This is a genomic window from Cytobacillus sp. Bac17, assembly GCF_024519925.1.
GTDB lineage: Bacteria > Bacillota > Bacilli > Bacillales > Cytobacillaceae > Cytobacillus > Cytobacillus pseudoceanisediminis.
Map to the genome: position 1 here is coordinate 89,696 of NZ_JALJRC010000020.1, position 13,490 is coordinate 103,185.

Here is a 13,490-nt window from a genome sequence, read left to right on the forward strand (position 1 = left end):
TATATAAAACAAAGGGGCGTATGCTTAAAATGGAAGCAACTTACAAAGAAACTAAGGATATAGCAGAATTTATTGTTGTGAATCGTGAGAATTTTCAGGCGAAATTACTGTCCGAGGCTGTAAATGTTGCCTCTAAAATCAATGAAATTCTGCAAAGAGGCAATATCGATCTTTTAAAAAATGCCGAGAGGCTGGCTTTATATGTTGTCGAAAATGAAGAAGAAGAGCTGATTGCCTTTGCCAGGCAGGAAGGTGTTGCCTGGGCCGAGCATTCCCTGACACTTTCATTTAAGCTGGAATGGGTACAGGCGATCCGGCGTACTTTGTGGCACTTCTTATTCCAATACGACAAAATTAAAGGGAGGAATAGAGTAGGAGAGGACTTTTATAATCTGGAAAAGAATGTAAATGACCATGTTGACCAATTTTTAAATAACTTCTTCATCAGCTACTCTGATTATAAAGATGAGATGCTTAAATCACAGCGCAAACTGGTTGAGCATTTGTCAGTGCCGATTATCCCAGTCAGCACTTCTGTTGCTGTTCTGCCGCTGATTGGCATGATTGATTCCTACCGGATTCAGACGATTGAAGAGAAAGTTCTGATGGATATCTCATCCATTAAAATCCAGACCTTAATCATGGATCTCTCCGGAATTGCCGATATGGAAATTGATGTCATTGTACACTTCAAAAAGATCCTCAGCGGCATCAAAATGATGGGATGCGAGGCGGTTCTTACAGGCCTTCGTGCTGAACTTGTCCGAAAAATGATCCATGCCGGCGTTTCATTCGAAAATCAGGCGGAAACAAAGGGAACATTGCAGCAGACTTTAAAAGAATATCTAGGGAATGAATCGAAATAAATACAACATATCACAATGCCTGGTGCTGTCCAATTGGGATGGCGGCAGGCATTTTTTAGCGGAGGAATCCAGCATGAAAAATTTTGATGAAATAATCAACATCCATACAAGCGGTGACCAAATAGGATTCCATAAATCTTTCCACTACCACCGCTACGAGCCAACTCCATATCAAGGCCTGGAAAAACTGTTCAGTGAATACGGGTTAAGAAGCAGCGACCGCCTGGTGGATTTCGGCTGCGGCAAAGGCAGGCTGCCTTTTTATATTCACCATACATTTCGGGCATCTGCTGCCGGCGTGGAGATGAGTGAGGACTTTTACCGTGAGGCACTGGAAAACCTGCGGACTTACAAAGGAGAAAAAGCCAGAATCAGCTTTCAGTGCATCCTGGCTCAGGAGTATGAAATAACACCGCAGGACAGCCACTTTTACTTTTTCAATCCGTTTTCGGTGAAGATCTTTATGAAAGTCGTCAACAGCATCCTGCTCTCAGCCGAAGAGAACCCGCGCAAAATGGACATCATCTTATATTACCCTTCAGAAGATTATATTTTTTATCTGGAAAACAGCACCCCGTTTGAGCTGATAAAAGAGGTGGTCCTCGAGGGCGATGAAAATGAGCGTTTTTTGGTCTATCGGTTTAATCAAACGTTTGATTGAACCCCCCCAGCCATATTGGAGGGGGAATTTCTTTTATCGAACAGGCCTTGATTCCGGTTCTCTTTCATATTCACGGCTCGGTTTAAAGAGGAGTCCCAGATTGATCAATCCGGCAATTCCCACTAAACCATAGATTATTCTTGATAAAACTGCATCCTGTCCTCCGAATAAGCTGGCAACTAAATCAAATTGGAAAAACCCAATCAGCCCCCAATTGATGGCTCCAATAATCGTCAGTACAAGTGCAATGCGCTGGAAACCGTTCATGTTCATAGCCTCCTCGTGTTAATAAATTTTCCAGGGTGCTGCATCGGGACAAACCGTCACAGCTTTAGTCCCGATGCTTTTCCTGCTGTCTATTAGGAGATTACCCGGATATTGAGGGGACAAACAATTTTCAGAGAGTTAGAGATGAAAGAATATGAAAAGGGTGCCCCATCCAGGGCACCCTTTTCATATGTCTAACACAAGCAGCCTCCCCCTCGAGTGTCGGGGTGGACAAGGCGTGTGCGCTTTTCTGCTTACTTCGCACTCAAACGTCTGATACGCTCATCCAAATCCGGATGCGTCGAGAACAGTGAAGCTTTGCTTCTGTTATTAATTTTCAAAGTGGAGATCGCTGTCTGCTCTTCACCCTTGATGCGGCTGGAGTAGGCCTTCAGCATCTGCAGGGCATGTGTCATTTTGTCTTTGCCGGCAAGGTCAGCACCCCCGCGGTCCGCATGGAACTCACGGTGGCGGGAGTAGGCGAAGACCACAAGGCTTCCAAGGATTGAAAAGGCGATTTGGAACACGATTACAGCTATAAAGTGTACAATCGGCGCCATTTCTTCTCTGACAAAACGGGATGCCACCCAGGCTGCGATTCGAGCAAGGAAGACAACGAATGTGTTGACAACCCCCTGGAGAAGGGTCATGGTGACCATGTCTCCGTTCGCGATGTGTGCGACCTCATGGGCGATGACACCTTCAATGGCATCGTCATCCATTTCCTGGAGCAATCCAGTTGAAACCGCCACAAGAGAGCGTTTTTTCGTAGGACCTGTTGCAAAAGCGTTCACTTCAGGGGAATGGTAGATTCCCACTTCAGGCATATGTGTTAAGCCTGCTGCTCTTGATAGGCGATGAACTTTTTCCACGATGTCGCGTTCAGCTGCTGAAAGGGAACTATTCGGATCCAGCACCTGAACATTCATCATTCTCTTGGCCATCCAGCGGGACATCCACAGAGAAATGAAGGAGCCAGTGAAACCAATTACGGCACTGACCACAAGCAATGCGCCGAAATCAATGCCGCCCTGGGCATTGATGTAATTACCTCCGCCAATCAGCGAGAAAATAATACTGATGGTCAATAGAACCAGCACGTTCGTCAATAAAAAGTAAAAAATACGTTTACCCATTTCCTCACCCTTTAATCTATTTTGAGTTCATATGAACTTGTCATCTGACTATATAATACAATTTTTCGATTAAAATGACAAGTGAAAACTAGGCGGTAAGGAAATAGACGTTGACTGTTATCATGTAAACCATTAGGATGAAAGCATCGAAAAGAGAACGCAGGGGCTGATTATCTTGGAATTATTCCAGCTATCGAGGAAAAGCATGGCTGATTTCCTTCTGTCGCTGAAGGGGGAAGGGGGGCATTCACCCAAACAAATTCTCCAGCAGGCATGGGCGGCTGCTCATGAAAAGAAAGGAATATCAACGGAAGCTTTTCTGGATACCAAAATGCCGGCTATATTTGAAAAGTTGCTGCGGGCAGATTTGCAGAAAATCGGCTTTTCCATCAATGAAATTGTCGCACTGGGAAACCAGATTGAATTTACCCATCTATCTTCGACTGCTGTGCAAAACTGGGTGAAGCGGGATGTTAAGGACCTGATAGGCAGTCCGCAGCTCGGCAAGAAATATTCGGCCGACCAGGCTGCCATGCTTTTTATCGTGGAGGATCTGAAAGCGACGCTTGATTTCGATTCGATCCGAAAAATTCTTGCCCTCCTTTTTAATGATCTGGATGACCGCACAGACGACCTGATTGGGCCGATCCCTTTTTATTCTGCTTACGCGGCCATTTTTGAAAAGGTCCATCAGCACAATGGTGCCGAAAAAAGCATATACGATCAGACAGAACAGTGCATCAAAAAAGAAGCATTGAAAACAATGGAGAGTTTCCAGGATTTTACTGAAAACCAGAAAGACATCGTTTCCAATATTCTTGTAACGGCTTCACTGACAGTTTTATCGGCCTACTACAAGTCGCTGACAAAGAAATATGTAACAGCTACCTTATTTTTAAATGGGTAAGCCAAGAAAACATCGCAACTAGAGGGCGATGTTTTTTTGTGCTCTTGTTTTATAAAGTGATATTGATGATCATTATTGATAGAAAGAACAGGAGTGTTAGAAATAAATACTGATTGCTTTGCGTTAGAAGACCTCATATTCAGGCTGAGAAAAATAGAAATATAAAAGAAGAAATGCAGTGGCAGCTGGAGGATCAGTTTACCAATCAGCATATATTGCTCGCCGTTGTGAACGGAGCGGGAGATTTAACGATCGAAAAGGACCGCTTCCGGTTTAAGGAGAATAAGGGATATTGGATTCCCCGCCGGAGTTCACTTTTGAAATCACAGAAGATTCTCCGGAAGCCATGGCCAAGGAGCGGGGGAGCGGGAAATTCCTGCAATTTATTGAACAGGAACTGAAGCCGAAGGTGAATGAAATGTTTGAGGCTGATCCTGCGAGGCACATCTTCTTTGGCCATTCCTTAGGGTGACTGTTTGGTCTGTATGCGCTTTTTACAAAGCCGGAAGCTTTTCATAGCTATATGATCAGCAGCCCCTCGATTTGGTGGAATCAGGAATGTATTCTCGAGCTGGAACTGGAAATCATAGACCGTTTGAGAGATGGCAATCTTAAAATCTATTTTTCAGCCGGAGCTCAGGAAAAACGATTCATGGTGGAGGATGTAAAGGAATTGGCAGAGCGCTTAACCCTCTTGAAGGATTCACGGCTTGATATTATGCTGGATATCGCCGAGGGGGAAAACCATATCTCTGTAGTGCCTGCCGCTTTAAGCAGGTCCTTGAGATTTGTGTTAAAACCATAAAAGTACAAGTACCTTAACGGTTGTTGCTTTTGAGGTTTTTTATATTTAAATGGAGAATAGATGCGGTTCAAATTCTATCAGAAATAAAATATATGATAAAAATGAATTGAAAAACGAGCTGAACTGTTTTATTCTTATTGATAATGATAATCATTTACACTTGCTGTTGAAAGAAAAATATGATGGAGATGAAAACCAGTGAAAAAAACGAAGTTTATATTAATTGTCATCACACTGTTGTTAGCGTGTATTTTATCTGCCTGCGGAGAAAGCTCAGGCAAAACATCAGGGGCAAGCGCTGACTCTGGCACAAGGACATACCATGGAGAAGATGGAGATGTCCAGGTTCCTGCCAAGCCTAAAAGGGTGGCGGTATTGGCACATATCTATGTGGGGAATGTATTGAAGCTTGGAATTACCCCTGTTGCCGTGAATGAATGGGTAAAAGGAAACAAATTTTTCGGGGATAAACTAGAAAATACAGAAGTTGTTGCGGAAGGGTCCATCGAAAAGTTAATAGAATTGGAGCCAGATTTAATTATTGCTTTTTCGTCTGATAAGAATCTAAAGAAATACTCGGAAATTGCTCCAACTGTTGCCCTGACAAATACAGAGTACGATTATTTACAGCAGCATATTGAAATTGGGAAAATTGTAGGGAAAGAAAATGAAGCAGAAAAATGGGTAGAAGAATGGACTGAAAAAGCTAAAGAAGAAAAGGAAAAGGTAAGAGCTGCCATTGGTGAGGATGTAACTGTAACAGTGCTCGAAACAATGGGAAAAGAAACATATATTTACGGAAAGAATTGGGGACGGGGAACGGAAATCATTTATCAGGCACTCGGAATTCAGGCACCTGATAAGGTAGAAAAGGATGTGTTTGGACCCGGCTATAAATCCATATCGACTGAGTTAATCCCAGAATACGCCGGTGACATTATGTTTGTTGGAACAGGAGATGAAACAAAGAAGGGATCCTTTATGGATACAAGCGTATGGAAGGAAATACCTGCTGTACAAAACAACAAGGTGATAGAATTTGATTCCGAATCATTTTGGTTTAACGATGCCATTTCCCTTGAAAATCAGCTGGAATTTATAGTGAATGAATTAACTAAAGGAAAATAATAGCGGCATTCCAATCGATTAATCCTATATTGGCGAGTATGCAAAATGAGAATAGGAAGAGGAAGCGATTCGCTCCCTGGTTGAAATCTATAACGGAATAAAGCCTCAGCGGTTCATGCCGCCTGAGGCTTCTTCTATCTCTTTCTATCGGATGTGCATTGTGATATACATAATACAAAATATTATTTAAAAAAGCATTGACCGTGTGGTGCACCCCACAGTTTAAGATAAATGGGAGGAAGCGATGTACAAGATCAGCGAGTTTTCGGAAATGACCGGGTTAACGAAGGAAACATTGCGATATTACGCAGAAGTGAAGCTGCTGGAGCCTGCTTTTATTGACTCAAAAAACAATTACCGGTATTACGATGACGGCAGCTATTTTTTGGCTATTCTGTTAATAAAACTAAGAAGACTAGGCTTCACCATTCAGGAAATGATTTCCGTGATGGAGGATGAATCATTCGCCAATCTGGAAGCATTGCTGCTGCAAAAAAGAAAACTGATCGAGAAACAAATGGAAGAGCTTCAAGGCCAAATAGATGAAATCGATGCCTTTTTGAATCGGGGAAGGAGGAAGAATCGTGATTCAATGGAAAGAAGAAATCATGATTGAAAGGAATATTGAAAAGGTGTGGAGGTTGTTTTCCGACCAGCACATAAAGAAAATCATGCCCAAGGTCGAAGAGCACACCCTGATCGAAAAAAGGGAACATGAAGCAGGGGCAAAGCACAGGCAAACCTACAGAGAAGGCAAGCGCCAGGAAACTTATATTGTCGAAACGCTGGCATATGAGAATGCAGAGGATAAAAAGCATAAGCAGATCCATTTTGTATTGGGAAAGGCCTTTGAAATCACCCTCGCATTTACGCTGGTCAAAATCGATGACTCCCATACCAGGTTTATTTATGAAGGGGAAAATAAAGGGGTTAACTTCGTAGGAAGGGCCATGCTGAAGCTTGGCGGCGATAAAAACAACCTGAAAGTGGTTGAAGAATTTTTGCAGAAGGTTCGCGAAGAAGCATTCAAGTTATAATAAAAAACACCGCCGGCTCATACCAGCGATGTTTTATCTATTAAACTTCCCGTCTCATTGCCTTCAGCACATCCACTTGTGTCGCGCGCTTGGCCGGACGCCAGCCTGAGAAGATGGTAACTGTCAGACAAATCGCCACACTGATCAATGTCAGGGACCACGGAATGTAGGAAAGCATGAGGCCCTCAGGCGGGGCTTCCTCAAATACTCTTTCCAGCACGAGCGGAAGGGCCAGGTTGACCGCATAGCTGATTCCATAAGCAACAATCGTCCCAAACAGGGCGCCAAGCAGGCCGATATAGCTGCTTTCAAGGACAAAGATCCGCTTAATCGTTTTCGGATGGGCGCCGATCGCTTTCATGATCCCGATATCGGGGGCGCGCTCCGTAACGGCCATCGTCATCGTATTATAAATGCCGATGGAGGCAATGATCAAAGCAATGGTACCGATGAAGAGAAGACCGATTTTTAAAATCGTAAAAACCATATTAATCTGCTTCATCTCGTTCACGATGGAATAAACCATATAATTGCCGTCTTTCAATTGGTCATTGATGCCTGTGACAGCCTCGACATCTTTAGCGTAAAGGCTGACAGTATCGTATATTCGGCCAGTATCCTCGGAAGCTCCCTCCACTTGCTCCGGACTGCCGGCAGGTGTACCGGTGAATGCTTCCACTTCCTTAAAAATATCTTCGGAAATGAAGACCGTGCGGATCTGCATCCATTCTTTAGAAGGCTTTTTCGTGACCCCGGTTATGGTCAGGGGAATGGACTTTTTGATTTCCTTGCCATCCTCCATTTTGATAACTTCCATTTCAATCGTCTTTCCGACTAACTCACCCTTGTAGGCGTATTCTTCTTTTATCGTTCCATCCTCATTAAAGGCATTCTCTCCTTCTTTCGGCTCCAGAGACAGACCATCCGCAAAGGAGGAGCCAACCACCACTTCATTCCCTTTTTCCGGGAGTCTTCCTTCAGAAAGCTCGAATCCTGCTTTCACTTCTTCCGGGAAATAGGCCGAAACAGCTTCTGATTGAGAGGTATAATCCCCTGTTTTAAAGATCGGGCTTTGCTGCAGAGATTGCCTGCGGGTAACTGCTTTTACCCCGGTGATTTCTTGAAAATGTTTGATATCTTCATCTTTGATGCCCTGAAAATTTCCTTCGCCCGCTTCCTTGCCGTGAACCTGGACTTCCGTAACAAGGCTGTCTTCCATTACATCCTGGATGATCGATTTATGAAGCCCGAATCCGACCGATGCCAGCACAATCAGAAAGGTACATCCAATCGCTGTGGCTAAAATCGTCATAAACAGCCTTGTTTTATTCTTTTTCATATTTTGCCTTACAAATCTGAATTGATCTTTTAAATTCATGCCAATACACCCTCCATAACCCTTCCATCTGTGATTTCAATTGTCTTATGGCCGATGGCTGCCACTTTTTCGTCGTGCGTAATAATCAGAAACGTGATGCCCAGATCCCGGTTCAGCTCTTGAATGAACTGCAGCAGCTCGTTTTCTGTTTCACTGTCCAGGCTGCCTGTCGGTTCATCTGCCAGAATGAGGGGAGGATTCACGACAAGCGCCCGGGCGATGCTGACGCGCTGCTGCTGTCCGCCGGAAAGCTCACTTGGATAATGATCTTTATATTCGATAAGGCCTACCCGCTTTAACGTCTCTTCCGTCTTCTGCTGTCTTTCCTTTTCAGCCATCCCTTTGAGAATGAGAGGGAGCTCGACATTTTGGTAAGCCGTCATGCTTGGAATCAGCTGAAAGCTCTGGAATATGAATCCGAGATTCGCCAGGCGGAAATCAGCGAATTTGCCTTCGTTATAGTCACTGACCTTTTCACCCTGTATCCAGACCTCCCCATGCTTTGGCTTAATAAAACCGCTGATGATATTCAAGAGCGTCGACTTCCCGGATCCGCTCCTGCCCACAATCGTGACAATCTCGCCTTTTTCCACTGAAAAAGAAACATCCTCCAATACCGGAATTACCGTCTTCTTTTCTTTTTTGCCAATCTCAAACGCATGGCTTAATTCTCTAACTTCTATCACGCAATAACCTTCCTTCTAAAAAAGTGTCTGCAATCTAGACGTACGAAAGGGCACTTTCGGCTTCAAAAAAATATAAAATAATTTTTGGTGACAGGCACCACCCGAATTTTGTTGAATCAATTCCGTCCGGTTTGAATATTTTGAATTTTAAAAGAGATAGAGCTACTATGAGTAGTAGTGACACTGTAAAAAAGGAGGAAATGTTATTGGAGCAGACACTTATTAAAGCTGATGATTATGTAACACTATGGGGAATTATTGTGGTATGGGCCTCGGCAAGCATCTATCTGGAGCAGCGTTACAGCTGGGCAGCAAAAATTTCAGGGGCGATTGTTGCCCTGATTGGCGCCATCATTCTATCCAATACCGGCATTATTCCGACAGCATCGCCTGTATACGATGCAGTCTGGACTTTTATCATTCCGCTTGCGATCCCATTGCTTCTTTTTCATGTGAAGATTAAAAGAATCTGGCAGGAAAGCGGCCGCCTGCTGATTATCTTTCTGATCAGCTCCATCGGGACAGTGGCAGGGGTGATCATCAGCTTCTTCTTGCTGAAAGATCATATACCTGTCCTTGATAAACTAGGCGCGATGCTCAGCGCGTCCTATATTGGAGGCGGGGTAAACTTCGCGGCCATGGCAGCAAAGTTCGAGACGCCTGGAGAAATGGTATCAGCCGCAGTAGTCGCCGATAATTTAATGATGGCCATTTACTTTGTCGTTCTGATGATGGTACCGGCCATTGGCTTTTTCCGGCGCCGGTTTAAAACGCCGCATGTAGACCAGGTGGAAAGCGGCAGTATAGGAGAAGAGGGGAAGACACTTGCGGAAAGCTTTTGGAAGCGAAAGGACATCTCCTTAAAGGATATCGCGTTATCCGTCGGAACAGCTTTTTTGCTGGTGATTGTTTCATTTAAAGTCGCTGAATTCCTGGACTCCGCCATTCCTTCCGGGGATGACGTTTCTTTCTTTATCAATCTCGTAAACGGGCTGTTTGGAGACAAGTATTTGATGCTGACCACTCTGACGTTCCTGGTATTGGCCATGTTTCCGAGGTACTTCGAGTCTATTAACGGAAGCCAGGAAATCGGCACATTCCTGATTTACCTGTTCTTTGTCGTGATCGGCATCCCGGCATCGATTCCGCTGATTATCGAAAATGCCCCGCTGCTGCTGGTGTTTGTGTTCATTATCGTCGTAGTGAACCTGACTGTATCTTTAACAGCAGGCAAACTGCTAAAATATGACCTCGAAGAAATCCTTTTGGCCAGCAATGCCAATGTCGGCGGCCCGACTACCGCTGCCGCCATGGCCATCGCCAAAGGCTGGAAGGATCTGATCGGACCCATACTCGTCGTCGGAACGCTGGGCTATATCATCGGCAACTACGTTGGAACCGCGCTCGGACTGTGGTTTTCGGGGTTTATGTAAAAATGGAGAAGCGCCCGCAATGGATTTTGCGGGTTTTTTCTATTTTGCATGGCCGTTAACATCTCTAGTATTCGGTCAATTAATGGATAACGGTTAAAATTTCACTTTATCGGTCAGCTTTTCAATATGTCGCTCAGCCGCCGATATTCCAGGCTCCAGCTCCGCTTTCTTCCAAATTCCATCCTTCTGCAAGAAAAATCCAAAGAAATTTTTCGCGATTTGTACTATATTAATAGCTGGTTTATTTTTAGAGAAACGAAATAATAGAAAGCGGTGTTGATACCTTGGATAAACGGTTTGGTACCGTAACGATATTTTCTTCTGTTCAATGGCTATTTTTTATTTTTGCTAATACAGTGATGGTCCCAATTTCGATTGGAACAGTCTTCGGGCTGCCGGGAGAAACGATTGCGATGATGCTGAGAGCCTCGCTTATCTTTACGGGGCTGGCAACCATTTTTCAAGGCTGGAAAGGGCATCGGTATCCGCTCATGGAAGGCCATTCCGGCTTATTGTGGGGAGTCATCTTAAACCTTGGACTGTCGGCATCGTCCCTTGGCATGAGCTATACGGAAATCGGGGGCGGAATTGCGACAGGCGTACTGCTCGCTTCGGCTGTCACTCTAATTCTAGCAGCCTTCAACGGCATCTCTCTGCTAAAATCGATATTCAGCCCGATGGTGATGTCCGTTTACCTGTTCCTATTAACCTTCCAGCTGATTTTCATCTTTTTCAAAGGCATGATGAAGGTCAGTGAACAGGGCACCATTGATGTTCCCATCACCCTTTATTCCTTTGCACTCGTCATTTTTGTGAGTTTATTAAAATTAAAAGGGAACGCCGTCATCAGCAATTTTTCCATCTTAATAGGATTGCTGGCAGGATGGATAGGCTATGATCTCCTGTTTGCCGGTCAAGCGATGCAGGGGACAGCGTCCGGAGATGTGAGCTTTACACTGTTTCCGCTGGGACAGCCTAACCTCGAAATCGGAATTGTGGCCGTCGCCTTTTTTGCCAGTCTGATGAACCTGAGCAACACAGTCGCTTCCATCAGCTCCAGTGACCGTTTATTTAAAAAAGAATCCGGGAAACGCGAATACCGCGGATCGATTTTTATCACCGCAGTTTTCACAGTGATGGGAAGCGGGTTTGGTCTCGTGCCGTATACGCCATTCACCTCATCGATCGGATTTCTGCAAAGCACGAGAATATTGATGAGAACACCATTCTTCATCGGCGGCGCGCTCCTGACGGTCATTGGCCTGATTCCGCATCTCGGGTCATGGCTGGCGGGCATGCCGGTAACAGTCGGGAACGCCGTGCTGTTTGTAGCATATCTGCAGTTATTCGGGACAGCTTTCAACAGCTTAAGCGGAAAAGTGTTCAACTCAGACACAATATTCCGTTTAGCCGCACCCGTCCTGATCGGAATCAGTTTGATGAATACACCGGCCGCGGTATTCGCAGAATTGCCGGTTTTGATTCAGCCATTCCTATCCAACGGGCTTTTGATGGGCGTCCTGATCTCCATTCTTCTTGAAAAAATGGTGAACTGGTCTGCGTTCGAACAGCTGGAATTGAAGAATAACTAGAAAAATCCCCTGTGAAGGGGATTTTTTTAATAGATGGATGATGCATTGGCAGGCAGGATGCGGACATGCTTTAAAAAAGCAGTTACACGCTTATCATCTTCAAACGGGTATTCGAAGCCCAGCTTTTCTGCGACCTCGACGGCCGTTTCTCTGAAAAGGGAGCACATTGTAAAAAGGGCTTCCCATATGTGATGAAAATCGGCGTCTGAATAGGTGGATTCGAACTGCTCCCATACCTCGTCAGGAAGAAAATCGGGCAGATACTTGCCGGCTTTGCCTGCGCTCTTTGTAAAATCGTCTGTGATGCCAACCTTCCATTCGAGCATGGTAATTAGCACATTGCGGTTGATCTGCTCATGCATAAACATCGCATAAGTAAGCTCCCTGCGCCAAAGCCCTTTGCTGATATTCATCGTGATCCACCAAAATTCATTGCAGAGATCTGCAAATTCCTGGGCATCCGGTTTCTTGATCAGATAATCCCGGTCACTGGCTGGCGGCAGGTACCCAATCAGTCCATCCTTATCAAGAAGCAGCACACTCAGACTGTCGGGCTCCAGCAGCTCATCCATCTCGTCAGCCGGAATCAAAGTCAGATCAATCCTGTTCCCGTCCATAAACTGCATCAAATAGGGGAAGCGTCCGTGCCCATCGGCAGGCGGCAGCACCTTCTCCTCCGGCATCTGCATCATAACCCGCTCGCCAAATACATCCACCCAGCTATGATCACAGGTAAAGGACTCCATTTCCCTAACTATGTACACAATATCGTAATCCTGGAAAATATCCTTCCTCACATTCGGATTCGCGCGCGAGCCATTCAGAATAACCGCGCGCACCCGCTCATCTTCCCGGGCTGTTGATAAAATCAGATTCATCATCTCGGTTTCGGTTCTTGATTTCATGTGGCCTCCTGGATTGTTTGGTTATACTATTAAGATACTTTCTTTATGGGGGAATTCCTCCTGTTTTCATCATAAACCCGAAAAAGGGCAACTGAGTGGGAGGGAAGGGCTTCAGTATTTCTGCTGAATCCCTCATTTGGCCGATAATGAATCGGAATAACTCCCATATTTCATGTTGCATCTCTTATTTGGTCGTTAATGATTAGAATTAACTCCCATATTTCATGTGGCATCTCTTGTTTGGTCGTTAATGATTAGAATTAACTCCCATATTTCATGTGGCATCTCTTGTTTGGTCGTTAATGATTAGAATTAACTCCCATATTTCATGTGGCACCTCTTGTTTGGTCGATAATGATTAGAATTAACTTCCATATTTCATGGTGTATCTCTTGTTTGGTCGTTAATAGCATGGACTAACGATCATTCCTCATGGATGGATTTCCCTTTTTGTCGTTATACCTTGAGATTAAATAATTTGAAGCCTTCGTGAAGCCGAAAAGGCACCAAAAGCAGAAGAATGGTCGCCATGGATCGCCGATGAAGCCGAAAAAGCACCAAAGCCAAAAAAATGGTCGCCATGAATCGCCGATGAAGCCGAAAAAGGCACGAGAGGCAGAAAAATGGTCTCCATGAAGCTCTCATGAAGCCGAAAAAGGAGCCAGAGGCAGAAGAATGGTCTCCATGAA

At 44.7% G+C, this 13,490-nt stretch carries 16 protein-coding genes; 10 read left to right on the forward strand and 6 right to left on the reverse strand.

What is annotated here, in order from left to right; all coding sequences use genetic code 11:
* The first annotated feature begins 29 nt into the window (after positions 1–29).
* Together NR125_RS20385 and NR125_RS20390 are read left to right on the forward strand one after the other, a co-directional pair.
* Entirely contained in the window at positions 30–866 is an 837-nt protein-coding gene (locus tag NR125_RS20385) for an STAS domain-containing protein (RefSeq protein ID WP_009335115.1), read from the forward strand.
* 73 nt (positions 867–939) lie between these two features.
* Positions 940–1,527, forward strand: a complete 588-nt coding sequence (locus tag NR125_RS20390; protein WP_251174035.1) for a class I SAM-dependent methyltransferase — start codon at positions 940–942, stop codon at positions 1,525–1,527.
* A gap of 33 nt (positions 1,528–1,560) precedes the next feature.
* Here NR125_RS20390 and NR125_RS20395 read toward each other — a convergent pair whose 3' ends face one another.
* A complete protein-coding gene (locus NR125_RS20395; RefSeq protein ID WP_009335113.1) occupies positions 1,561–1,794 on the reverse strand; it encodes a DUF378 domain-containing protein in 234 nt (77 codons plus the stop codon).
* 254 nt (positions 1,795–2,048) lie between these two features.
* A complete protein-coding gene (gene htpX / locus NR125_RS20400) occupies positions 2,049–2,930 on the reverse strand; it encodes a protease HtpX (RefSeq protein ID WP_009335112.1) in 882 nt (293 codons plus the stop codon).
* Positions 2,931–3,105: 175 nt separating this feature from the next.
* Between htpX and NR125_RS20405 the strand changes: the two genes are divergently transcribed.
* The 6 genes from NR125_RS20405 (at position 3,106) to NR125_RS20430 (ending at position 6,807) form a co-directional block, all read left to right on the forward strand.
* Positions 3,106–3,837, forward strand: a complete 732-nt coding sequence (locus NR125_RS20405; RefSeq protein WP_009335111.1) for a DUF1836 domain-containing protein — start codon at positions 3,106–3,108, stop codon at positions 3,835–3,837.
* A 292-nt stretch (positions 3,838–4,129) separates the two neighbouring features.
* Entirely contained in the window at positions 4,130–4,309 is a 180-nt protein-coding gene (locus NR125_RS20410; protein ID WP_019379368.1) for an alpha/beta hydrolase, read from the forward strand.
* Between the two features lie 51 nt (positions 4,310–4,360).
* Complete coding sequence (locus tag NR125_RS20415; RefSeq protein WP_009335108.1) at positions 4,361–4,642, forward strand: alpha/beta hydrolase; 282 nt, start codon at positions 4,361–4,363, stop codon at positions 4,640–4,642.
* Positions 4,643–4,840: 198 nt separating this feature from the next.
* Positions 4,841–5,770 (forward strand): iron-hydroxamate ABC transporter substrate-binding protein, encoded by a 930-nt coding sequence (locus NR125_RS20420; RefSeq protein WP_256816022.1) that lies wholly within the window; start codon positions 4,841–4,843, stop codon positions 5,768–5,770.
* A gap of 244 nt (positions 5,771–6,014) precedes the next feature.
* Positions 6,015–6,386, forward strand: coding sequence for a MerR family transcriptional regulator (locus NR125_RS20425; RefSeq protein WP_256816023.1), 372 nt, complete (start codon positions 6,015–6,017; stop codon positions 6,384–6,386).
* Complete coding sequence (locus tag NR125_RS20430; RefSeq protein ID WP_009335105.1) at positions 6,355–6,807, forward strand: SRPBCC family protein; 453 nt, start codon at positions 6,355–6,357, stop codon at positions 6,805–6,807. The genes NR125_RS20425 and NR125_RS20430 overlap by 32 nt, the downstream gene beginning before the upstream one ends.
* Positions 6,808–6,847: 40 nt before the next feature.
* Here the strand turns inward: NR125_RS20430 and NR125_RS20435 are convergent, their stop codons facing one another.
* Entirely contained in the window at positions 6,848–8,185 is a 1,338-nt protein-coding gene (locus tag NR125_RS20435; RefSeq protein ID WP_009335104.1) for an ABC transporter permease, read from the reverse strand.
* A complete protein-coding gene (locus NR125_RS20440) occupies positions 8,182–8,871 on the reverse strand; it encodes an ABC transporter ATP-binding protein (protein WP_071157981.1) in 690 nt (229 codons plus the stop codon). The genes NR125_RS20435 and NR125_RS20440 overlap by 4 nt, the downstream gene beginning before the upstream one ends.
* 206 nt (positions 8,872–9,077) lie before the next feature.
* Between NR125_RS20440 and NR125_RS20445 the strand changes: the two genes are divergently transcribed.
* Complete coding sequence (locus NR125_RS20445) at positions 9,078–10,304, forward strand: DUF819 family protein (RefSeq protein ID WP_009335102.1); 1,227 nt, start codon at positions 9,078–9,080, stop codon at positions 10,302–10,304.
* 284 nt (positions 10,305–10,588) lie between these two features.
* Positions 10,589–11,896 (forward strand): uracil/xanthine transporter, encoded by a 1,308-nt coding sequence (locus NR125_RS20450; RefSeq protein ID WP_019379359.1) that lies wholly within the window; start codon positions 10,589–10,591, stop codon positions 11,894–11,896.
* A 26-nt stretch (positions 11,897–11,922) separates the two neighbouring features.
* Here the strand turns inward: NR125_RS20450 and NR125_RS20455 are convergent, their stop codons facing one another.
* On the reverse strand, positions 11,923–12,801 hold the full coding sequence (locus NR125_RS20455; RefSeq protein ID WP_019379358.1) for an aminoglycoside 6-adenylyltransferase: 879 nt from the start codon (positions 12,799–12,801) through the stop codon (positions 11,923–11,925).
* Between the two features lie 469 nt (positions 12,802–13,270).
* Positions 13,271–13,490: hypothetical protein (locus NR125_RS20460; protein WP_256816028.1), on the reverse strand; the 220-nt coding region annotated here is incomplete at its 5' end.